This window comes from Exiguobacterium sp. s36 (assembly GCF_018618345.1).
Classification (GTDB): domain Bacteria; phylum Bacillota; class Bacilli; order Exiguobacteriales; family Exiguobacteriaceae; genus Exiguobacterium; species Exiguobacterium chiriqhucha.
On the sequence record NZ_JACSLW010000002.1, the window covers coordinates 230,262 to 252,121 of the forward strand.

Consider the following 21,860-nt stretch of genomic DNA (forward strand, 5'->3'; position numbering starts at 1 on the left):
TCCGTTCGGATTAACGACGGAGACCAAGGCGTTGAATCAATTCACGGTAACGTGTAACGTCCTTGTTACGAAGGTACGTAAGCAAGTTACGGCGACGTCCAACCATTTTCAAAAGACCGCGACGTGAGTGGTGGTCTTTCTTGTGTGTACGAAGATGATCGTTTAAAGTGTTGATTTGTTCAGTCAATACTGCAACTTGAACTTCCGGTGAACCAGTGTCACCTTGTTTTGTCGCGTATTCCGCGATGATTTCGTTCTTACGTTCTTTTGAGAGTGCCATTGCCTCTCCACCTCCATTTAATAGAAAATTGCCGCGTTGCCGAGCCGACGTTGGTGAATCGATCAGCCAAGCGAAGCGGTGTACTTTGCGTACCAAAATAGGATACCGTACCACCCATCCAAAGTCAAGACAGGATTGACCGAGCGGCCGTCTCATCTTGCTTGAGTTGGGCGATGAGCGAGTCGAGTCCGTCGAACGCCCGCTCGTCCCGTAAATAGTGCATCCATTCGATTTCGATCAATTGTCCGTATAAATCTTCCGAGAAGTCGAACAAGTGGCTCTCGATTGAGACGTCACCGGTCGCATAGAACGTCGGCCGCCGACCGACGTTCGTCATCGCGTCGAACGTCCGACCGTCCTGAAGCCGTACACGCGTCGCGTAGACGCCTAGACGCGGCATGACATACGATGCGTCCATGACGACGTTCGCCGTCGGGTAGCCGATCGTCCGGCCTCGGGCGTCACCGTGGATGACTTCCCCGCAGATAACGTACGGCGTACCGAGCAATTCGCTCGCCACATCGACATCACCGGCACCGAGCAACTGACGAATCCGCGTCGACGACACTTTTTCGCCGCCGCTCGTCTGTTCGGCGACGACCGAGGTCGTGAAGCGACCGCGCGCATGATACGGCAGCGTTTCCATCGTCCCCTCGCCGAATTTACCGTACGAGTAGTCAAAACCTGCCGTCACATGGACCGCACCGGCACCAATCAAATAGTCATCCACGAACTGTTGTGGCGACAGGCTCGCCAACTCTTTCGTGAACGTGATGACGATGCACCGTTCGACACCGAGTGCGGCAATCCGGTTCAATTTCCGCTGGAGCGGTGTGATGTAACGGACCGCATCCGGTTTGTTCGATAACACTTGTTTCGGGTGCGGGTCGAACGTGATGACGGTCACGGGCACGTCAAGCTGTTTTGCTTGCGCCTGCGCATGCCGAATCACGGCCTGATGTCCGGTGTGGACGCCGTCAAAAAATCCGAGCACCATGACCGAAGGGACCAGGTCTGGTGTCTCAGGATACGTCAGATGGATCGTTTCCATACTTCAATCTCCCCTTTAGTCGATAGTCAACATGACCTCGACAGTTGCGTCTGTTGTTCCGTCAAGCCGTCGATAGAGGGCAAGTGGAATTCCTTCTTCATTATAGACAGTAAACAGTTCAAATTCGAGCGAGACGTCGTTCAAACGACCTCCGTTTCGAATATACCGTTCTCGATTGGCTGGAATCGTCATGGCAGGCCAACGTTTGATGACCTCTTCGAGCGGGATGAGGTGGTTCATTCGTTCCTCGACCGTCTCGAGGTCGGCCAGTTGCTGCAACGTGACGGCGGCCGTTTCCTCAAACGAACCAGACCGGGTCCGCCGCAAGTCGCTCATATGGGCCGGATAGCCGAGCTGCTCCCCGATTTGAACGGCGAGCGTCCGGATGAACGTCCCTTTGCCACACTCGACGTCGACACGGAAACGGCAGACACCGTCTTCGATGACCGGCTCATTCGTCCGGACGAGGCGATGAATCTCGACGATGCGGCGGGGTCGGTCCACCGTCTGACCTTTTCGGGCGTATTCGTACAATTTCTTACCGTTCACTTTGACAGCAGAGAAGTAAGGCGGGATTTGCTCGATTTTTCCTGTCAGCTTCTCAAGGACACGATCGATGTCCGCAGCGGTGAACGCCTCGGGACCGACTTCACGCGTCTCGACGACCTCGCCATGGGCGTCCTCCGTCATCGTCGCTGTTCCGATTGTAATCTCGGCGGCGTACCGTTTGCCTTCATCGGTCAGAAAACGAGACAACTTTGTCGCCCGTCCGAGGCAAATCGGTAGGACACCGGTCACTTCCGGGTCAAGCGTGCCGGTATGTCCGACTTTTTTCGTTTGGAACAATTTACGGAGCTTGAACACACAGTCGTGGCTCGTCATGCCGCTGTCTTTATCTAAGATCAATACGCCAGTTGGTTCCATCTGAATTCCTCCCATCAAAAAAGGGGAGACGCGAGTCCCCCCTTCAATTTATTGGTCGTTCCGATTTAAGTCACGAATCAATGAATCGATATGGCTACCATATGCGACCGATGAATCGTATTCGAACGACAATTCTGGCGTTTTCCGAAGACGGATGCGGCTCCCGATCTCGCGGCGAATAAATGCGCTCGCCTTATCAAGACCAGCTTGCGTTTCAGCCTTCACCGTGGCGTCGTCTCCGAGCACCGTGTAGTAGGCTGTCGCTTGCTGCAAGTCTCCCGTCACATCAACGCTCGTGATTGTAGCGTTCTTCGTACGTGGGTCGTTGACTTCACGGAGCAAGATATCTGTAATCTCTTTACGCATCTGCTCTGCGACGCGTTGGGCACGAATGTTCATACGTGTTCCCTCCTCGCTTTATTTACGTTCGACTTCTTTCATGATGAACGCTTCAATAACGTCCTCCACTTTGATGTCGTCGAACTTCTCTACTTTAATCCCACACTCGTAACCTGTCGCGACTTCTTTGACGTCGTCTTTGAAGCGGCGAAGCGTATCAAGTTTTCCTTCGTACACAACAATCCCGTTACGGATGATGCGGACGCCGGCGTCGCGTGAGATTTTACCTTCTGTGACGTAACAGCCGGCAATCGTACCGACTTTCGAGACTTTAAAGACGTCACGGACTTCAACTTGTCCTGTGATTTCTTCAACGAACTCAGGGTCGAGCATCCCTTTCATCGCGCTTTCGATTTCATCGATTGCGTTATAGATGATGCGGTGCAGACGCATTTCAACATGCTCTTGCTCGGCCATCGACCGGGCGTTACCATCTGGGCGAACGTTGAATCCGATGATGATCGCATTTGCCGCCGAAGCGAGAATGACGTCACCTTCTGTGATTGCACCGACACCTTGGTGGACGATGTTGATTTTAACGCCTGCGACGTCGATTTTACGGAGTGAACCAGCGAGTGCTTCAGCCGAACCTTGAACGTCTGCTTTGATGATGACGTTCAAATCTTTGACTTCGCCTTCTTGAATGCGGCTGAACAAGTCATCAAGACTAACTTTAGCCGATTCGCGACGCTGTGATTCGAGGTAACGTTGGTAACGTTTTTCTCCGATTGCACGTGCTTTCTTCTCATCTTCAAACACGATGAACTGGTCACCCGCTTGTGGGACATCGTTCAATCCTGTAATTTCGATTGGTGTCGATGGACCAACTTCTTTCACACGACGACCGATATCGTTGACCATGGCCCGGACGCGTCCAAACGTGCTACCGACGACGATTGAGTCACCAATTCGGAGTGTCCCGTGTTGAACGAGAAGCGTGGCGACAGGACCGCGACCTTTGTCGAGCTTCGCTTCGATGACCGAACCGCGAGCTGGCATTTTAGGCGTCGACTTGTACTCTTCGACTTCAGAAACGAGCAAGATCATCTCGAGCAACTCATCAATTCCTTCGTCTTTCAAAGCTGAAATCGGTACGAAAATCGTTTCGCCGCCCCACTCTTCCGGTACAAGACCGAACTCTGTCAATTCTTGTTTGACGCGGTCAGGGTTTGCGCCTTCTTTATCCATTTTGTTCACAGCGACGATAATCGGCACGTTAGCCGCTTTCGCATGTGAGATGGCTTCTTCTGTCTGTGGCATGACGCCGTCATCCGCTGCGACAACGATAATCGCGATATCCGTCACTTCGGCTCCACGAGCACGCATCGTCGTAAAGGCGGCGTGACCTGGTGTGTCGAGGAACGTGATCTTTTTATCGTTGACTTCAACTTGATAAGCACCGATGTGCTGCGTGATTCCTCCGGCTTCACCAGCAACGACTTTCGTGTTGCGGATTGAGTCAAGAAGTGTTGTCTTACCGTGGTCGACGTGACCCATGATTGTGACGACAGCTGGACGCTCAACAAGCTCATACTCAGAGAAGTCGATTTCTACTTCTTCAAAGTCCGTCTCATCGATGAGTACTTCTTTCTCAACTTCATAACCGAATTCAGTTGCAAGCAACTCAATCGTCTCGTCATCAAGTGTTTGGTTGATTGTCGCCATGACACCAAGACCCATCAACTTCATGATGATCTCGTTTGGCTTTTTATCCATCTTCGCAGCGAGGTCCGATACGCTGAGGACATCATCGTACTTGATGACGTTGCCCATTTCAGACTCTTGCGCTAAACGAGCTGCTTTACGCTGACTCGTTTTCGAATTTGGATCCGCTTCTAACGGCACAGCTGCTTTCGCAGGCTTGCCTTTGAATTTACCACCGCGCTTTTTGTTGCGGTTGTCGTTGCGGTTGTTGCCGAAACGGTTGCCACCACGGTTGCCAGCTTGGTTGCTTTGACCGCTAGACGCTTGTGGGCGTGCTTTCGGTGCTTCTTGCTTGGCAGCAGGCTTCGTGTCAGCGGGTTTTGACTCGGCAGACTTCGTTTCAGCTGGTTTCGTTGCAGCTGGCTTTTCTTGCTTGTCAGCCGAACGGTATTTCTCAGGATTGAAGACACGGTCGAGTTGCTTGACCGACTCCTCATCTAAGACAGCCATGTGGTTTTTCACTGGCTTGTTCATTTTCTCGAGCTGAGTAATGACTTGTTTACTTGTTACATTCTGTTCTTTTGCAAATTCATAGACGCGTTTTCCCAAAGCATCCACCTCCGTTAATAGTTAAGAGAGAAGTTGCTTAAGCTTGTTCGCAAATCCGGATTCTGTCACAGACACGACGACTCGCATGTCTTTACCTAAAGCAGCCCCGATCGTATATCGGTCGCTCACTTCAATCAATGGAACACCATACGATGTACACTTGTCGGTAACCCGTTTTCTCGTAGACGCTCCTGCATCTCCGGCAAGGATGACAAGCTTGGCTCGGCCAGCTCGCACATCCTTCAACACAAACTCTTCTCCCATCGTTACTTTCCTCGCACGTGCGGCAAGGCCTAACAATGATTCCCACTGACTCATGATTCGGCTCCTGTGACAGCTTGAAGCAGCTGCTCATAAAGCGCGTCACTCGTCTTGACTTTTAAATGATGATCGAGTGTCCGTTTTTTCTCTGCTAAACGAATCACATCCGCATCTTTCGACAAATACGCTCCACGTCCGTTCAATTTACCGGACGTATCGATGACGACGTCACCTTCCGGCGTCCGAACGACACGAATCAACGCTTGTTTCGGTAACATTTCTTGCGTGACCACACATTTGCGCAAAGGAAGTTTCTTTTGCTTCATGGTCATTCCTCTTCTTTCACCGTTGTCGGCTCGAGGGCGACGTCAACCGAGTCAGTCTGTTCCACTTCATTGTGAACAATTTCTGGCTCCGGTTCAACTTTTTCGGCGTACGTATCATACAAGTCCATGCTTTCTGCATCGGTCTCGCTCTTAATATCAATTTTCCATCCCGTCAACTTAGCGGCAAGACGGGCGTTTTGACCGCGTTTACCGATGGCGAGTGACAATTGATAGTCTGGCACGACGACCGTCGTCGATTTATTAGGTTCATTGACGTACACGTCAACGACTTGAGCCGGGCTGAGTGCGTTTTTCACGAACTCTTTCGGGTCGTTCGACCAACGTACGATATCGATTTTCTCACCGTTGAGCTCATCGACGATTGTTTGGACACGTTGCCCTTTCGGACCGACACAAGCGCCGACTGGATCGACGATGTCTGAATGAACAGCAATCTTCGAGCGATCACCCGCTTCGCGTGAGACCGACATGACGTCGACCGTTCCGCTCGCGATTTCTGGCACTTCGAGCTCGAACAGACGACGCAACAGACCTGGATGCGTCCGCGAGACTTGAATGGCTGCGCCAGACCCTTTCGTCGTCGAATCGACTTTTGTGACATACACCTTGATGCGGTCATGAATCTGGTACGATTCATTTGGCATCTGCTCGTTCGGTGTGAGCACCGCTTCGATATTGTTTTCAAGACCGATATACAAGTTGCGTGGGTCGAACCGTTCCACAATTCCCGTCATGATCTCGTCTTCTTTATCGACGAAGTGGTTATAGATGCGCTCGCGCTCGGCTTCCCGCATCTTTTGCGTGACGACTTGTTTAGCTGTCATCGCCGCGACGCGACCGAAGTCGCTCGGTGTGACTTCTTCTTTATGGAAGTCCCCTAACTCATAGTTCGGGTCAATCTCATGCGCTTCTTCGAGCGACAATTGTTGCTCGGGATGCGAGAGACGTTCAACGACTTCGAGAAGTGCGAAGACACGAATATCACCGGTCACTTGGTCGAATTCAACTTTTACGTTTTCATTCGGGTTTGCGACGTTTCGGCGGTATGCCGAAATGAGCGCCTGCTCAAGTGCATCGATGATAATCTCCTTCTCGATTCCTTTTTCGTTAGCAATCTGTTCGATTGTTGTGAGTAATTGTGGCCCCATCTTTACCTCTCCTTAACTAAACGTGACCGCTAGGCGGGCTTGTGCAATTTTGTCTACCGGTAGCGATATCGCTTTTTTTCTTGTCTTGATGCGTGTCTCGACGATGGCGGTCTCGCCGTCATATTCCGTCAAAATCCCTTCGAACTCTTTGGCACCTTCAATCGGGGCAAACGTCTTGATATAGACGTTCTTTCCAATCGCGCGTTCAAAGTCGGTCGGCTTCTTCAGCGGTCGTTCGGCACCGGGACTCGAGACGTCAAGATAATAGGCTTGTTCGATCGGATCGCTATCGTTTAGTTTTTCCGAGAGTTGTTCGTTGATGTTGACGCAATCATCTAAATCGACGCCCCCCGGCTTGTCGATATAGACGCGCAAGAACCAGTCTGGCCCTTCTTTCACGAATTCGACATCGACCAATTCCATGTTCTCACGCTCCACGATCGGCAACGCGATCGCTTCGACGACTTCTGTTATTTTGGACACTCTCATCCCTCCTTCTGGCTTTTACATACAAGAAAGGAGTAGGGTTCCCTACTCCTTTCCGTCGTAGTATCCAACATTGTTCGATACCAATATATCATATTTTCCCGGTTTTTCGCAACTTACACCCCAAAATCAAAGAACGAGAGTTGGTTCTCATCCGGGAGGCCTTCGAGACATTTCATCGTATCGAGCGTCTCGACGATCGTCTTCGACAACTTGGCCCGTTTGCGCAAGTCTTCTTTCGATAAAAACTGTCCTTCGGCACGTGCATCGACAATCGCTTTCGCCGCGTTCGTACCGAGACCATCGACGGCATTGAACGGCGGGATGAGCGTGTTCCCTTCAATCAAGAACTCGGTCGCGCTCGAACGGTACAAATCGATGTTCTGGAACTTCATGCCGCGCTCTAACATCTCGAGTGCGAGCTCGAGCACGGTGTGGAGGCCTTTGTCTTTCGCCGTGGCTTCAAATCCTTTTTCACGGATATCCGACATCGCTTTACGCACGGCCTGTGACCCTTTGATCATCGCCGACAAATCGAAGTCGCCGGCCCGGACCGTGAAGTACGTCGCGTAATACAGAATCGGATGATGCACTTTGAAGTAGGCAATCCGGACGGCCATGAGCACGTACGCCGTGGCGTGCGCTTTCGGGAACATATACTTGATCTTCTTACAAGACGAGATGTACCATTCCGGGACATCGTTGGCCCGCATCTCCGTCTCCATGTCTTCCGACAAGCCTTTCCCTTTCCGTACCGACTCCATGATTTTGAAGGCGAATGACGGTTCGAGGCCCGCATAAATCAAGTAGACCATGATGTCATCACGACACCCGATGACGTCTTTCAATTCACACGTCCCGTTATAGATGAGTTCGTTCGCGTTCCCAATCCAGACATCTGTCCCGTGAGACAGTCCCGAAATTTGAACGAGTTCGGAGAACGTCGACGGTTTCGTCTCTTCGAGCATCTGCCGGACGAACTTCGTCCCGAACTCTGGAATCCCTAGCGTACCCGTCTTCGATTCGATTTGTTCCGGCGTGACACCGAGTACTTCCGGCGACGAAAAGATTTTCATGACCGTCGGATCGTCCGTCGGAATCGTCTTCGGATCGATACCGGACAAGTCTTGGAGCATCCGGATGGCGGTCGGATCATCGTGACCGAGAATATCGAGTTTGAGCAAGTTGTCGTGAATCGAGTGGAAGTCGAAGTGGGTCGTCTTCCATTCGGACGACTTATCATCGGCCGGATATTGGATTGGCGAAATTTCGGCGATGTCCATATAATCTGGGACGACGATAATCCCCCCCGGGTGTTGCCCGGACGTCCGTTTGACGCCGGTGACACCCGAGACGAGCCGGTCGACCTCGGCGTTCCGATAAATCTTATCGTTCTCGGTCGCATAGCCTTTCACGTATCCGTACGCCGTCTTATCGGCAATCGTCCCGATTGTACCGGCACGATACACATACTCTTCACCGAACAACACTTTCGTGTAGGCGTGGGCGTGTGGTTGATATTCACCCGAGAAGTTCAAATCGATATCCGGTACTTTGTCCCCTTTGAAACCAAGGAACGTCTCGAACGGGATATCATGCCCGTCCTTCGTATACCAAGTCCCGCACTCCGGACATTGCTTGTCGGGAAGGTCATACCCGGACCCGACCGACCCGTCGTCGAAGAAGTGGGAATGTTGACACTTCGGACAGACGTAATGCGGTGGCAGTGGATTGACCTCGGTGATTTCGGTCATCGTCGCAACGAAACTCGATCCAACCGAACCACGTGACCCAACGAGATAGCCGTCATCGAGCGATTTCTTCACGAGTTTATGCGAGATTAAATAAATGACCGCAAACCCGTGACCGATAATCGACTTCAACTCTTTCTCGAGCCGAGCTTCGACGATTTCAGGCAGTTGTTCTCCATAAATCGAGCGGGCCATATCATAACTCATATTCCGGACTTCATCGTCGGCCCCTTCAATCTTCGGCGTATACAAGTCGTCCGGGATGATTTGAATCGACTCGATTTGATCGGCGATCGCGTTCGGGTTCGTGATGACGATCTCGCGGGCGAGCTCGTCCCCGAGGAATTTGAAGTCTTCCATCATCTCTTTCGTCGTGCGGAAATGGGCATGCGGGAGTTCTTTCCGCGTGTTGATGAAGTTGGCGCCACCTTGCGTCCGAATCAAAATCTCCCGATACGAACGGTCCGTCCGGTCGAGATAGTGGACGTTGCCGGTCGCACAGACCGGCAGTCCGGCCTGACCTGCGACGCGAATGATCCGTTTGATGATTTCACGCAACTCAAGTTCGTTGGCGACAATTTCTTTATCGATGAGATGCATATAGAGCGCCGGCGGATGAATCTCGATGAAATCGTAAAACGCCATCATCTTCTCAAGCTCTTCGTCCGATTTGTTCAGGGCAGCATCGAAAATCTCGCCATTGTCGCACGCCGAACCGATCAAGAGGCCCTCACGACGCTTGATAATCTCCGAGCGAGGCATGCGTGCCATGCGGAACAAGTAGTCGATGTGCGACAAGGAAATCAGTTCGTATAAGTTCCGGAGTCCCGGTTTTTTCGTTTTCGCATAAATCGTCGCATGGAACGGACGAATCTTCGAGACGTCGCTCCCGACTTTCGCGTTCAGCGAGCGATGCGTTTCCATCTCAAACATCTGTTTGGCGAGTTCGAGCAGCTTCATGAGCAAATAAGCCGTCGCCTCGGCATCATAGATGGCGCGGTGATGTTGCGTCAATTCGATATCGAATCGCTTCGCGAGCGTGTTGAGACGGTGGTTCTTGAGCGTCGGTAAAATCGTCCGGGCGAGCTCGAGCGTGTCGATGACCGGATAGTCATCCGGCTCGTGTCCACCGCTCCGGAGCGTCGCTTCAAGGAAGCCCATATCGAACGATGCGTTATGGGCGACGAGAATGCCGTCCCCGCACCAATCGACGAATTGCTTGGCGATGACTTCCGGGTCGGGCTGGCCATGGACCATGTCATCGGTGATACCCGTCAGTTCAATCGTCGTGGCCGAGAGCGGGTGCTTCGGATCGGCGAACGCCTCGAAGCGGTCGATAATCTCTCCGTCCTTGATTTTGACACCCGCGAGCTCGATGATTTTATTGTAGACGGCCGAAAGCCCCGTCGTCTCGACGTCGAAGACGACGTACGTCGCATCGTCGAGCGGGACGTCGGTCGGATGATAGGCGACGGGTACGCCGTCATTGACGACGTTCGCCTCGACCCCGAACAGCACTTTAATGTCATTCTTTTTCCCGGCGTAATAGGCTTCTGGGAACGACTGGACTCCGGCATGGTCCGTGATGGCGATGGCACGGTGGCCCCATTTCGCCGCTCGTGCGACGAGGGCCGATACGTTTGTGACCGCGTCCATCTGGCTCATCTGCGTGTGCGCGTGCAGTTCGACCCGCTTTTCACCGGCCCATTCGTCCCGGACCGGTTCGACTTTCACTTCTTGCAGTTGTGACGCCATCATGCACAGTTCGCGCATGAAGCTGTCATCCTCGACCCGACCGGCTGCTTGAATCCACATGCCTTTTTTGACGGCACTGAGCATACGGTCATCGTCGTCATCGCGCGCGAACACTTTGACGATGAGTGAATCGGTATAGTCCGTCATCTTGAACGTGAACAGTTTCTTCCCGCTCTTCAATTCTTTCCGTTCGGCCGAGAAGACGAGGCCACGGATGGCGACGCGTCGTTCTTCTTCGATAATCGTCTTGATTGGGACAATCTCGTCTTTAATCAAGGCGCCCATCCGCACTTCAGTGACCGGCTCATCGTTCGTCTCGGTCGACTTGGCGAACTGCGCCGCGAGTGCGAGCTTCGCCTGTTCCAAATCTTCTTGGACGACTTGTTCGCGCAACGCTTGGTTCGCTTCTTCATTTTCTGAGAACAACGCTTGGCATGGTTTTTTCATAAAGCCATAGGCGCTGTAGAGCGCCTGGACTTCTTGGCATAACTCTTTATCGACATAGTTCGCCTCAGGGGCCGAGCGCACCGGGATGAGCAATTTGTTCTGCTCGAAGCGCGGTGCGACCGATGCGAAATAACTGCGCATCGCGCCTGACACTTGGCTCAATTCACTGACGATTCGGGGCCAATAGTCGATATAGTCCTGTTCGCCCCCACCTGACGTCGTCGTGAACCGAGCGTACACCTCGTCCGCGAACGTCGCATAGCGACTCTCGAGCCGGCTCATGAATAGTTGATACACCTCATACGGCAACACGTGTTGCAATTGGAAATAAAACGTCCATGTCCGGCGTTGCTTGTTGACGACGAGTCGTGACAGCTCCGCTCCGTCGAATTGATCCGTTTCGGTCGTGATGCCGAGGTCACCCAAGAGCAATTGCATTTTTTGATTAGCTTCCACGGGTAAGAAGTCCCCCCTTTTATCATTCAATGTCGAAAAATGAAGGTGACGGCAAGAAACCGTCACCTTCATCGATCATTTGGCTTCGTTCAGTTGCGTCGTGATGACACGTGGCAACTCATCGACTGTCGTCTCGAGGACTTCGCCAGTGGCACGTACTTTCACTTCGACGATTCCTTCGCTCGCTTTTTTCCCGACGTTGATACGAATCGGAAGACCGATCAAATCAGCATCGGCAAACTTGACGCCAGCCCGTTCTTTACGGTCATCATACAACACATCGTACGTCGATGACAGCTCATCGTATAAACGGTTCGCGAGTTCGACTTGCGCCTCGTCTTTCGTGTTGATGGCAATCAAGTGCACATCGAACGGAGCGACGCTCTTCGGCCAGACGATCCCGCGATCGTCATGATGTTGCTCGATGACGGCCGACAACGTCCGCGAGACGCCGATGCCGTAACAGCCCATGATGAGCGGTTCGGCCCGACCTTCTTCGTTCAAGAACGTCGCGCCCATCGCTTCTGAATAGCGTGTGCCGAGCTTGAACACTTGTCCGACTTCAATCCCGCGGGCGAAGCGGACCGGACCTGACTCGTCAGGTGCCATGTCGCCTTCGACGACGAAACGGAGGTCGTGATACGTCAAATGCGACAAGTCGCGTTCGGCGTTGACGTGCGTATAATGGGTGTTCGCCTCGTTGGCGCCACATACCGCGTCGACCAAATATTTGACGGCGTAATCAGCCACGACTTTGACCGGTGAATGAATCGGTCCGAGCGTGCCCGGCTCACAGCCGAACAAGTCGATAATCGTCGCTTCTTCTTCCATTTGGATGTCGAGTCCACCGAGAGCGTTCTTCACTTTGACGTCGTTCGCCTCGTGATCACCTCGAACGATGGCCATGACCGTCTCGCCATCGACGTTGAAGAGGACCGACTTGATCGTCGTCTTCGGATCGACGTTCAAGAAGCGCGCCACATCTTCAATCGTCTTATTGTCTTTCGTGTCGACCTTGTCGAGTGCGAGCACGTCGGCCGCTTGCATGTCATAGCGGTCGAGCGTTTCAGCCATCTCGATGTTCGCCGCATAAGTTGATGAATCCGTATATACGATCGTATCTTCACCGATTTCGGCGAGCGCTTGGAACTCGTGTGTATCTTTCCCGCCGATGGCACCTGAATCAGCTACGACCGGACGATATTTCAAGCCGATGCGGTCAAAGATGCGTGAATAGGCGTTATACATATTCGTATACTCTTCGTCCAAGTCGTCTTGCGTCGCATGGAACGAGTACGAGTCTTTCATCAAGAACTCACGACCCCGGAGCAATCCGAAGCGCGGACGACGTTCGTCGCGATACTTCGTCTGAATCTGATACAAGTTGACCGGTAACTTTTTATACGAGTTGAGTTCATCGCGCACGATTGACGTGATGAGTTCCTCATGGGTCGCACCGAGTGCGAAACGACGGTCATGACGGTCCGTCAATCGCATCAATTCTGGACCGTAAATGCCCCAGCGTCCCGTCTCTTCCCATAGTTCGGCCGGTTGAATCGCTGGCATGAGCAACTCTTGCGCTCCGGCCCGATTCATCTCTTCGCGGATAATCGTTTGGATATTGTGCAATACGCGATGGCCGAGCGGGAGATATGAATAAATCCCAGCGGCGTTTTGGCGCATGAAGCCCCCACGGACGAGAAGCTGATGGCTGATGGCTTCCGCATCGGCCGGTACTTCTCGTAATGTAGGCATGAACAGTCTCGATTGTTTCATAGGTATCAACGTTTCCCTTCTGTAACTCGATTAGATCTTATTATTTAAAGAATGACTGGATATCATTCCAGGTGACAATCAACATGAGCAGCATGAGCAAAGCGAAACCGATAAAGTGGACGAATCCTTCCTTTTTCGGATCAATCGGTCGTCCGCGCACCGCTTCGAACAAGAGGAAGATGAGTCGTCCCCCATCGAGCGCCGGGAGCGGCAACAAGTTGAAAATGGCCAAGTTGACGGATAGAAGTGCCGTCCAGTTGAGGAGCATGATGAATCCGCTCGCTGCCACTTCGTCGGTCATGCGGACGATCCCGACCGGACCGGCCAACTGATCGACGCCGACCTGACCCGTCACCAAGTCACCGACCGCGGAGAAGATGAGCGTCGACATCGTCCACGTCGTCTCGGCCCCGGTTGTAAAGGCTTTGGCCGGTGAACGTTCGAGCGCGTTCGTCACGCCTAAAATCCCGACCGTCTCCCCATTTTGTTCGACCGCTTGCGGCGTAATCGTCACCGTTTGCTCGACGTCGTCACGAATATACGTCACTTCGGTCGGTGTGTCGGCACGATCGGCCAATACCGTCCGCAAATCGAGCCAGTTGTCGATCGGTTGACCCTCGATCGAGACGATCTCGTCGCCTGCGACGAGCCCGGCTTGATCGGCGGCCGAGTCCGGTTGGACCGTACCGATTTGACCATCGTCCGTCGGTGTCCCTTGGACGAGACCGACGATGACGAGGAGGAGGAAGGCAAGGACGAAGTTCATCGCCGGACCGGCTGCAATCGCAAGCACCCGTTTCCAGACAGATTGGGCTCCGAACGTGCGGTCGTAAGGCGCGATTTGAATCTCCATGCCTTGGTCGACGAGAAGCGTGTCCCGCTCGAGCGAATAGACACGGACCTCATCATCGACGAGCAGTTGTACTTTCAATTCGCGGACCGAGTCAAACTTGTCGACCGTCCCGACGACATGAACGTCTTGGGCCTGGTCCGGTTGGAAATAGACGCGATCGACCGTCCCGGCACTCGTCAGACGCAATCCGACGTGTTGCCCGGCCTTCACTTCGATCGGCTCAAAATCTTCCCCGGCCATTTTGACATAACCGCCGATTGGCAATAGTCGAATCGTATACAGCGTCTCATTTTTTCGGAATGAGAGGATTTTCGGTCCAAACCCGATTGCAAATTCATGACAGAGAATCCCTGCCCGTTTCGCCATGACGAGGTGTCCCCATTCATGAACCGAAATGAGTACCCCAAACATCAAAACGATGGCGATAAAAGTCGTCATTGTCTATTCCCCACCTTCACTTTCCTTGCTGAATTTGTTCTCGAACCGCTCGGTCGATTTGAAGAATCTCCTCGAGCGTCGGTTCTGCAATTACCGTATGTGTCTCCATCGCTTGCTCGACGATGCGTTCGATATCGAGGAATGCGATCTCCCCGTTCAAGAACAGCTCGACGGCCGCCTCGTTGGCCGCATTGAGCACGGTCGGCATCGAACCGCCGGCACGCCCGGCCTCATAAGCGAGGCGTAACGCCGGATAACGTGTTAAATCGGCTTCCGCGAAGTGTAGCGTCCCGATTTCTCTCAAGTTTAACCGCTTGTTCCCTTCGATTTCAAGACGTTTCGGGGTTGATAGCGCATAGAGAATCGGGCCTCGCATATCGGGGTTGCCGAGCTGCGCCATGACAGCGGCATCTTTGAATTCGACCATCGAGTGGATGATCGACTCGCGATGGAGCACTACTTCAATATCATTATAATCGATATCGAACAACCAGTGCGCTTCGATGACTTCGAGTCCTTTATTGAACATCGTCGCCGAATCGATTGTGATTTTGGCACCCATCGACCAATTCGGATGCGCGAGCGCCTCTGCGACCGTAACCCCTTCAAGCTCTTCTCGCGACTTGTCACGGAAACTTCCGCCTGAGGCCGTCAAGATGATTTTCGAGACGTCGTCGCGACGTTCGCCGTTCAAGCATTGATAGATGGCCGAATGTTCACTGTCGACCGGGAGCAGGCTGACGCCATGCTTTTTGACGGCTGCGGTGACGAGATGCCCTGCCGTGACGAGCGTCTCTTTGTTCGCAAGCGCGATGTCTTTCCCCGCTTCGATGGCGGCAAGGGTCGGTTCCAGCCCGACGGCCCCGACGACTGCCGTCACGACGACATCGGCCCGTTCAGCGGTCGCACATGCAATCAACCCTTCCAGTCCGATGAAAAAGAGTGGTTCATATGTAAGGCGTGGCTTGAGCTGTTCGAGTACCTCGATATTTTTAGCGGATACGTATTTTGGCCGTAGGCGATTGATCCATTCTTCCGCCACGTCTACGTTCGTTCCGAACGCATATGCCTCAAGTTCAAACAAGTCGGGGTGCTGTTCGATGACGTCGCATGTTTGTACGCCAATCGATCCAGTCGCCCCGATTAAGCTGATTCGCTTCATCTTGACACTCCTCTTTTATAACAAATTAAATACCCAAATGACGGTGAATACCGCGATCATACTATCAAACCGGTCTAAAATCCCACCGTGTCCCGGTAACAGATGACCGGAATCTTTCACATTATATTGACGCTTGTATGCTGATTGTACCAAATCACCGAGTTGACCGACGACTGATACGACGACCGCGAGCACCAATACTTCGAGAATCGGTAACACCGGCTCGATGAGTACGTAGACGATGCCGAGGACGATCGCCGACACGATGCCGCCAATCGCACCTTCAATTGTCTTATTCGGGCTGATAGACGGCCATAGTTTCGTCTTTCCGATTGCTTTCCCCGTGAAATAGGCTCCAGAATCGGTCGCCCAAATCATGAACAAGACGAGCAACACTTTGACGAGCCCGTCTTCTGACAAGCGGACGAGTGCGAAACTCGAGAACCCGATGACGAGATAGACGGCAGAGACGAAATAAAAGCTCGCATCTTCGTACGTGAACCGGTTTTTCGTGACGACCGTCCAGAACAAGAGGAGCATTAAACCGAGCACCATCCATTGCGTCGTCGACATTGGCAGTTCCTCGAGGACGAGCCGACGCTCTAGCAACATCAAGATGAACGGGAACGCCACGAGAAGTGACGTCACGAGAAACGGGAACGCCATCAATTTATGATTGCGCATCAACGTAAACTCGCTCAATCCGATTAAGGCGAGCACGCCCATCAAGATGACGAACGGGCTACCGCCTAAGGCAATCAACGTGACAAATATGGCGCCGGCCCAGAGACCGGTAATGATTCGTGTTTTCATGTCACACCCCGCCAAACCGGCGAGTCCGCGCATTGTACGCTTCAATCGCCTCGACGAAGTGATCCCGTTTGAACTCAGGCCACAACACGTCCGTGAAATGTAGTTCAGCGTAAGCCCCTTGCCAGAGCAAGAAGTTCGAGAGGCGCTGTTCCCCACTCGTGCGGATAATCAAATCAACGTCTTGCATGTTCGTCATGAGACGCTCACCAATCATGACGTCATCGATCTCGTCCGGTTGGATCGTACCGTGCGCCACATCACTCGCGATTTGTTTCATCGCTTGAACGAGTTCATCACGTCCGCCATAGTTGAGCGCAAAGACGAGATCGAGCCCCGTATTCGTCGCCGTCCGTGTCCGTGCCTCATCGACCGCTTCTCGCGTCCCGCGTGGCAGTTTTGTCACATCGCCTGCGACGAGCACGCGAACGTTCTGTTCATCCAATTCTTTTAAATCCGTCTCTAAAAATTGCTTCGGCAATTTCATCAAGAAGTTGACTTCTTCTTCAGGACGCGTCCAGTTCTCCGTCGAGAACGCATACAGCGTCAATGAACGGATGCCAAGTTCTTGGGCGGTGCGCACCGCTTCCCGGACCGACTTCATCCCTTCCCGGTGACCCATGATGCGAGGGAGCCCACGCTTCTTCGCCCAACGGCCGTTGCCGTCCATGATGATGGCGACGTGTTCGGGAATGCTCAGTTCCGCCTCGGTTTTTGTTTTAGGATTCACCCATTTAAACATACTCTATCCTCCTGATTGTATGAAAGAGGGACCCTCTCAGTAAAAGGGTCCCCACACAGCTTTTTGGTATACCACTTCCGTGATTACACTTCCATGATTTCTTTTTCTTTCGTCGCTGCAGATTCATCAATCTTTTTGATGTACGAATCCGTTAACGATTGAACGTCATCCGCGTAACCGCGAAGGTCGTCCTCAGTCAAGTCCCCATCTTTTTCAAGCTTCTTCAAGTTTTCATTCGCGTCACGACGAACGTTACGGACAGCTACTTTCGCTTCTTCCGCATATTTTTTCGTCACTTTTACGAGCTCTTTGCGGCGCTCTTCTGTCAAAGCTGGGATCGCGAGACGAATGACCGTCCCATCAGAAGACGGCGAGAGGCCGAGGTCGGCTTTTTGAATCGCTTTCTCGACATCTGACACCATCGATTTGTCCCATGGTTGAATCAAGAGTAGACGCGCTTCCGGAGTGTTGATGTTCGCCACTTGGTTGAGCGGAGTCGGTACACCGTAGTAGTCGACTTGGACCGGGTCCAAGATTGACGCGCTCGCGCGTCCCGTACGAAGTGTCCCGAAATCACGTTTCAAGGCAGAATGGGCTTTCTCCATCTTTTCTTCAGCAGTTTTCAATACGTCATTAACACTCATGAATTGATTCCTCCTACTACCGTCCCGATATGTTCCCCGAGTACGACACGTTTGATGTTTCCTTCTTCAAGCAATGAGAATACAATCAGTGGGATATGGTTGTCCATACATAGTGATGTGGCTGTCGAATCCATCACTTGGAGTCCGTCTTTTAAGACGTCCAAGTACGTGAGCGTGTCGTATTTGACCGCATCCGGAACGAGTTTCGGATCCGCCGAATAGACACCATCGACGTTATTTTTACCCATCAGGATGACGTCAGCTTCAATTTCCGCTGCGCGGAGTGCTGCTGTCGTATCTGTTGAGAAGTACGGGTTCCCCGTCCCTGCCGCGAAGATGACGACTCGACCTTTTTCAAGGTGACGCATCGCCCGACGACGGATGTACGGTTCAGCCACTTGGCGCATTTCGATTGAGGTTTGGACGCGCGTCTGGACACCGTTCGATTCAAGGCTATCTTGAAGTGCGAGCGAGTTCAACACCGTGGCAAGCATGCCCATATAATCGGCATTCGCCCGGTCCATGCCGAGTTCGCTGCCCGTCTTCCCGCGCCAGATGTTTCCGGCTCCGACGACGACGGCTACTTCGACGCCCAAGGCAACCAACTCTTTGATTTGTCCAGAGATCGAGTTGACGATGGCCGGGTCAATCCCGTACCCTTGATCTCCTGCGAGCGCTTCTCCACTCAATTTTAACACAATTCGCTTATATTTCGGTTCCATACTTTGCCTCCTCTTGCTTGAAAAAAGGGAACACGCTCCCTTAACGAACTAACTCAAGGTTATACAGACGTGTTCCCATTTTTGATTGCATCACGCGTGATGCAGATTATTTTTTAAGTTGGTTCATTACTTCTTCAGCAAAGTTTTCTTCGCGTTTTTCCATACCTTCTCCAACTTCGAAACGTACGAATGAGTTGACACGGCCGCCTTTAGACTCTACGTATTTCCCAACTTTGAAGTCAGCGTCTTTAACGAATGTTTGGTCGACGAGGCAGATTTCCTCGAAGTACTTGTTCATACGTCCCGCGATCATCTTCTCGACGATGTTGGCAGGCTTGCCTTCGTTGAGGGCTTGCTCAGTCAAGACTTTCTTCTCACGATCTGCTTCTTCAGCCGATACTTCGTCGCGTGTCGCGTAAAGTGGACGTGCTGCTGCGACGTGCATAGCTACGTCTTTCGCAACTGTCTCGTCCGTTGTACCGTCGATGATGACGACCGAACCGATGCGTCCACCCATGTGAAGGTACGTGCCGAAGACTGCATCGTCAGCTTTTTGAAGAACAGCGATACGACGGAGTGAGATTTTCTCTCCAATTGTCGAAGCTTCTTCTTGGATGTGCGTCTCAAGTGTTTTACCTGCTACGAATTCAGAAGCAAGTGCCGCTTCTACTGAAGTCGCGCCTGAAGTGAGAACTGCATTCGCCACGTCTGAAACGAGTGTTTGGAACTTCTCGTTTTTCGCAACGAAATCTGTTTCTGAGTTAACTTCGACGAGCGCAGCTTTGTTGCCGTCAACCGCTACTGCCGTCAAACCTTCTGCTGCGATGCGGTCGCCTTTAGCTGCTGCTTTAGCGATCCCTTTTTCACGAAGGAAGTCGATTGCCGCTTGCATGTCACCATTTGTTTCAGTGAGTGCTTTTTTGCAATCGAGCATACCTGCGCCTGTTTTTTCACGAAGTTCTTTTACCATTGCTGCTGTAACTGCCATCGGAAATTCCTCCTTGTAAAACTTACGAATTTTTAAGAAAAAGCACTAAGGCTTTATATACGTGTCCTAAAAAAAGGTGATAAAAGGCTTTCCCTTTATCACCTGTTGTCTGACCGATTACTCAGCTTCTGTCGCTTCAGCTTCTGGAGCTACTGCTTCTTCAGCTACTTCTTCTTCGCCTTGCTTCGCTTCGATGATCGCGTCTGCCATCTTAGAAGTGAGCAATTTAACCGCACGAATCGCATCGTCGTTCGCTGGGATGACGTAGTCGATTTCGTCTGGGTCACAGTTTGTGTCGACAATCGCAACGATTGGGATGTTCAATTTGTGAGCTTCTGCAATCGCAATACGCTCTTTACGTGGGTCAACGATGAAGAGGGCATCAGGAACACCTGGCATGTCCTTGATTCCGCCGAGGAACTTCTCAAGACGTGTCATTTCTTTTTTCAAGATGATGACTTCTTTCTTAGGAAGTACTTCGAACGTACCGTCAGCTTCCATTTTCTCAAGCTGCTTCAAGCGGTTGATACGCTTTTTGATTGTTGAGAAGTTTGTGAGTGTTCCACCCAACCAACGCTCGTTGATGAAGTACATACCTGAACGGAGTGCTTCTTCTTTGATCGTGTCTTGAGCTTGTTTTTTCGTACCTACGAAGAGGACGTTTCCGCCTTCTGCCGCGAGTTCACGAACGAAGTTGTAAGCTTCGTCTACTTTTTTGACCGTTTTTTGAAGGTCGATGATGTAGATTCCGTTACGCTCCGTGAAGATGTATTTCGCCATTTTTGGGTTCCAACGGCGTGTCTGGTGACCGAAGTGTACACCAGCTTCGAGCAATTGCTTCATTGAGATTACTGCCATGATAAATTTCCTCCTTGTGGTTTAAAAAAGTCCTCCGCCTCGTTCATCGTTGTATTCCGACCTTTCGGCACCGAGGAATACCATCCCGAGACGTGTGTGATGTGTTTAACACCGAAAATTACTATAGCATATGTCAGCCAATCCGGCAACTCTCACTTTTTGCGAAGTTTGGCATAAAGGGCGACTTCTCCCTCACCTTTTCCGAGCAGTCGGGCCGTCTCTCGGACCGAATGGTTCAGTAAAACGTCCTCGACGTGCGGTGCCTGTTGGCGCTCACGGGACGACGGTGCCTCCATCGGCGAATCCTCAAGTGCAGGTTCCACAGCCGATTCCTCGCTCGATGGCGCAGGGTGTTTCACGACATCGTTCATCGATTCCATGAACGACAACAGGAGGGCCTCGGTCTCACGCTTCTCCTGTTCGAGCCGCGTGACACGAGCCGTCAGTGCCTGGACTTGACGAAACAAAATCAACAGTCCGTACGCGACGATACAGGCGATTCCGATATAGACGACGGTCATCTCCATCCCTCCTTCACGATGTCTTTTCTTCTAAATAGGAACGTCCGAGCGCAAGCTTCAACGTCTTCAGCGCCTTGGAATGAATTTGTGAGATGCGGGACGTCGATAGTTCCAACACTTCACCGATCTCCGTTAACGTCAACTCGTCGAAATAGAATAACGACACGACGAGTCGTTCTTTCTCAGATAAATGCTCAATCTCGTTCGTCAACACATCGAGCAACTCGCGCTGCAGGAGCGTGTCTTCCGGTTTTTCGGAGTCGGGGTCAAAATACGTGACGGACATGACCTTGCCTTCCTCTTGAAGCGTCACCGCCTCATCGATTGACAACATGTTCGCAAAGTACCCTTCCGCCATCGCTTTCTCGATTTCTGAGACCGGCAGCTCGCACGCGTGCGCCAGTTCTTCTTTCGTCGGGGCCCGATGCAACTTCTGTTCGAGCTGTTCGGCGACGTGGTCAATCTTCTTCACCCGTTCACGCACCGATCGCGGCAACCAATCGATTTTCCGTAATCCGTCGATGATGGCGCCCCGAATCCGAAACGCCGCGTACGTGTCAAACTTGTTGTTGTGTTCTGGATCATATTTCATGAGGGCATCGTACAATCCCATGTAACCCAAACTTTTCAATTCGTCGCGTTCGACGCTCTTCGGGAGCGTCACGATCATTCGTTGCACGTGATAATGGATCAGGAACTCATAGTGCGTCAATAGTTCATTCGCCGTATCCATATCGCGGTCAGTATTCCAACGATCCCACAACTCGGTAAGTTGAGTCGTCATGTCG

At 52.1% G+C, this 21,860-nt stretch carries 21 protein-coding genes; all 21 read right to left on the reverse strand.

All coding sequences use genetic code 11. The features are described 5' to 3' along the window. Positions 1-10: 10 nt before the first annotated feature. The 21 genes from rpsO to KNP95_RS06745 all read right to left on the reverse strand — a co-directional run bounded on the left by rpsO (position 11) and on the right by KNP95_RS06745 (position 21,856). Complete coding sequence (gene rpsO, locus KNP95_RS06645; RefSeq protein WP_015881433.1) at positions 11-280, reverse strand: 30S ribosomal protein S15; 270 nt, start codon at positions 278-280, stop codon at positions 11-13. A gap of 124 nt (positions 281-404) precedes the next feature. Then, positions 405-1,331, reverse strand: coding sequence for a bifunctional riboflavin kinase/FAD synthetase (locus KNP95_RS06650; protein WP_214800854.1), 927 nt, complete (start codon positions 1,329-1,331; stop codon positions 405-407). Between the two features lie 15 nt (positions 1,332-1,346). Then, positions 1,347-2,255, reverse strand: coding sequence for a tRNA pseudouridine(55) synthase TruB (gene truB / locus KNP95_RS06655; protein ID WP_058763392.1), 909 nt, complete (start codon positions 2,253-2,255; stop codon positions 1,347-1,349). 48 nt (positions 2,256-2,303) lie between these two features. Next, positions 2,304-2,654, reverse strand: coding sequence for a 30S ribosome-binding factor RbfA (rbfA, locus tag KNP95_RS06660; protein ID WP_021067161.1), 351 nt, complete (start codon positions 2,652-2,654; stop codon positions 2,304-2,306). Between the two features lie 18 nt (positions 2,655-2,672). Continuing rightward, a complete protein-coding gene (gene infB, locus KNP95_RS06665; protein WP_214836276.1) occupies positions 2,673-4,907 on the reverse strand; it encodes a translation initiation factor IF-2 in 2,235 nt (744 codons plus the stop codon). Positions 4,908-4,928: 21 nt separating this feature from the next. Next, positions 4,929-5,225, reverse strand: coding sequence for a YlxQ family RNA-binding protein (locus KNP95_RS06670; RefSeq protein WP_021067159.1), 297 nt, complete (start codon positions 5,223-5,225; stop codon positions 4,929-4,931). Beyond that, positions 5,222-5,500, reverse strand: a complete 279-nt coding sequence (gene rnpM / locus KNP95_RS06675) for an RNase P modulator RnpM (RefSeq protein WP_165569410.1) — start codon at positions 5,498-5,500, stop codon at positions 5,222-5,224. Before rnpM ends, KNP95_RS06670 begins: the two co-directional genes overlap by 4 nt. Next, positions 5,497-6,663, reverse strand: a complete 1,167-nt coding sequence (gene nusA / locus KNP95_RS06680) for a transcription termination factor NusA (RefSeq protein ID WP_029595684.1) — start codon at positions 6,661-6,663, stop codon at positions 5,497-5,499. Before nusA ends, rnpM begins: the two co-directional genes overlap by 4 nt. A 12-nt stretch (positions 6,664-6,675) precedes the next feature. Beyond that, complete coding sequence (gene rimP, locus KNP95_RS06685; RefSeq protein ID WP_021067156.1) at positions 6,676-7,146, reverse strand: ribosome maturation factor RimP; 471 nt, start codon at positions 7,144-7,146, stop codon at positions 6,676-6,678. Between the two features lie 119 nt (positions 7,147-7,265). Continuing rightward, complete coding sequence (locus KNP95_RS06690) at positions 7,266-11,558, reverse strand: PolC-type DNA polymerase III (RefSeq protein WP_035385678.1); 4,293 nt, start codon at positions 11,556-11,558, stop codon at positions 7,266-7,268. A gap of 75 nt (positions 11,559-11,633) precedes the next feature. Beyond that, positions 11,634-13,334, reverse strand: coding sequence for a proline--tRNA ligase (locus KNP95_RS06695; protein ID WP_021067154.1), 1,701 nt, complete (start codon positions 13,332-13,334; stop codon positions 11,634-11,636). 40 nt (positions 13,335-13,374) lie between these two features. Continuing rightward, entirely contained in the window at positions 13,375-14,625 is a 1,251-nt protein-coding gene (gene rseP, locus KNP95_RS06700) for an RIP metalloprotease RseP (RefSeq protein ID WP_029595687.1), read from the reverse strand. Positions 14,626-14,641: 16 nt separating this feature from the next. Further along, positions 14,642-15,787, reverse strand: a complete 1,146-nt coding sequence (dxr, locus tag KNP95_RS06705) for a 1-deoxy-D-xylulose-5-phosphate reductoisomerase (RefSeq protein ID WP_214836279.1) — start codon at positions 15,785-15,787, stop codon at positions 14,642-14,644. Between the two features lie 15 nt (positions 15,788-15,802). After that, positions 15,803-16,600 (reverse strand): phosphatidate cytidylyltransferase, encoded by a 798-nt coding sequence (locus KNP95_RS06710; RefSeq protein WP_031200184.1) that lies wholly within the window; start codon positions 16,598-16,600, stop codon positions 15,803-15,805. Position 16,601: 1 nt separating this feature from the next. Continuing rightward, entirely contained in the window at positions 16,602-17,339 is a 738-nt protein-coding gene (locus KNP95_RS06715) for an undecaprenyl pyrophosphate synthase (protein ID WP_021067150.1), read from the reverse strand. 83 nt (positions 17,340-17,422) lie between these two features. Then, the gene (frr, locus tag KNP95_RS06720; RefSeq protein WP_021067149.1) at positions 17,423-17,983 is read right to left on the reverse strand and encodes a ribosome recycling factor; all 561 of its coding nucleotides are present in this window, start codon (positions 17,981-17,983) and stop codon (positions 17,423-17,425) included. Beyond that, positions 17,980-18,705 (reverse strand): UMP kinase, encoded by a 726-nt coding sequence (gene pyrH, locus KNP95_RS06725; RefSeq protein WP_021067148.1) that lies wholly within the window; start codon positions 18,703-18,705, stop codon positions 17,980-17,982. Before pyrH ends, frr begins: the two co-directional genes overlap by 4 nt. 106 nt (positions 18,706-18,811) lie before the next feature. Continuing rightward, entirely contained in the window at positions 18,812-19,693 is an 882-nt protein-coding gene (gene tsf, locus KNP95_RS06730; RefSeq protein ID WP_029595690.1) for a translation elongation factor Ts, read from the reverse strand. A 117-nt stretch (positions 19,694-19,810) separates the two neighbouring features. Continuing rightward, entirely contained in the window at positions 19,811-20,551 is a 741-nt protein-coding gene (gene rpsB / locus KNP95_RS06735) for a 30S ribosomal protein S2 (RefSeq protein WP_021067146.1), read from the reverse strand. A 152-nt stretch (positions 20,552-20,703) separates the two neighbouring features. Then, positions 20,704-21,072 (reverse strand): hypothetical protein, encoded by a 369-nt coding sequence (locus tag KNP95_RS06740; RefSeq protein WP_021067145.1) that lies wholly within the window; start codon positions 21,070-21,072, stop codon positions 20,704-20,706. A 13-nt stretch (positions 21,073-21,085) separates the two neighbouring features. Further along, positions 21,086-21,856 carry a FliA/WhiG family RNA polymerase sigma factor gene (locus KNP95_RS06745; protein WP_021067144.1) on the reverse strand — a complete coding sequence of 257 codons (771 nt, stop codon included), beginning with the start codon at positions 21,854-21,856 and terminating at the stop codon, positions 21,086-21,088. Positions 21,857-21,860: the final 4 nt, after the last annotated feature.

What these genes read in the sequence shown, in the direction of transcription:
- pyrH (WP_021067148.1), bottom strand. Translation starts at nt 18,705, where the DNA reads ATGGAACCGAAATATAAGCGAATTGTGTTAAAATTGAGTGGAGAAGCG.
- KNP95_RS06710 (WP_031200184.1), bottom strand. Translation starts at nt 16,600, where the DNA reads ATGAAAACACGAATCATTACCGGTCTCTGGGCCGGCGCCATATTTGTC.
- KNP95_RS06670 (WP_021067159.1), bottom strand. Translation starts at nt 5,225, where the DNA reads ATGAGTCAGTGGGAATCATTGTTAGGCCTTGCCGCACGTGCGAGGAAA.
- truB (WP_058763392.1), bottom strand. Translation starts at nt 2,255, where the DNA reads ATGGAACCAACTGGCGTATTGATCTTAGATAAAGACAGCGGCATGACG.
- KNP95_RS06740 (WP_021067145.1), bottom strand. Translation starts at nt 21,072, where the DNA reads ATGACCGTCGTCTATATCGGAATCGCCTGTATCGTCGCGTACGGACTG.
- frr (WP_021067149.1), bottom strand. Translation starts at nt 17,983, where the DNA reads ATGAGTGTTAATGACGTATTGAAAACTGCTGAAGAAAAGATGGAGAAA.
- rbfA (WP_021067161.1), bottom strand. Translation starts at nt 2,654, where the DNA reads ATGAACATTCGTGCCCAACGCGTCGCAGAGCAGATGCGTAAAGAGATT.
- tsf (WP_029595690.1), bottom strand. Translation starts at nt 19,693, where the DNA reads ATGGCAGTTACAGCAGCAATGGTAAAAGAACTTCGTGAAAAAACAGGC.
- rseP (WP_029595687.1), bottom strand. Translation starts at nt 14,625, where the DNA reads ATGACGACTTTTATCGCCATCGTTTTGATGTTTGGGGTACTCATTTCG.
- KNP95_RS06715 (WP_021067150.1), bottom strand. Translation starts at nt 17,339, where the DNA reads ATGTTTAAATGGGTGAATCCTAAAACAAAAACCGAGGCGGAACTGAGC.
- KNP95_RS06695 (WP_021067154.1), bottom strand. Translation starts at nt 13,334, where the DNA reads ATGAAACAATCGAGACTGTTCATGCCTACATTACGAGAAGTACCGGCC.
- KNP95_RS06650 (WP_214800854.1), bottom strand. Translation starts at nt 1,331, where the DNA reads ATGGAAACGATCCATCTGACGTATCCTGAGACACCAGACCTGGTCCCT.
- dxr (WP_214836279.1), bottom strand. Translation starts at nt 15,787, where the DNA reads ATGAAGCGAATCAGCTTAATCGGGGCGACTGGATCGATTGGCGTACAA.
- rnpM (WP_165569410.1), bottom strand. Translation starts at nt 5,500, where the DNA reads ATGACCATGAAGCAAAAGAAACTTCCTTTGCGCAAATGTGTGGTCACG.
- nusA (WP_029595684.1), bottom strand. Translation starts at nt 6,663, where the DNA reads ATGGGGCCACAATTACTCACAACAATCGAACAGATTGCTAACGAAAAA.
- rpsB (WP_021067146.1), bottom strand. Translation starts at nt 20,551, where the DNA reads ATGGCAGTAATCTCAATGAAGCAATTGCTCGAAGCTGGTGTACACTTC.
- KNP95_RS06745 (WP_021067144.1), bottom strand. Translation starts at nt 21,856, where the DNA reads ATGACGACTCAACTTACCGAGTTGTGGGATCGTTGGAATACTGACCGC.
- rpsO (WP_015881433.1), bottom strand. Translation starts at nt 280, where the DNA reads ATGGCACTCTCAAAAGAACGTAAGAACGAAATCATCGCGGAATACGCG.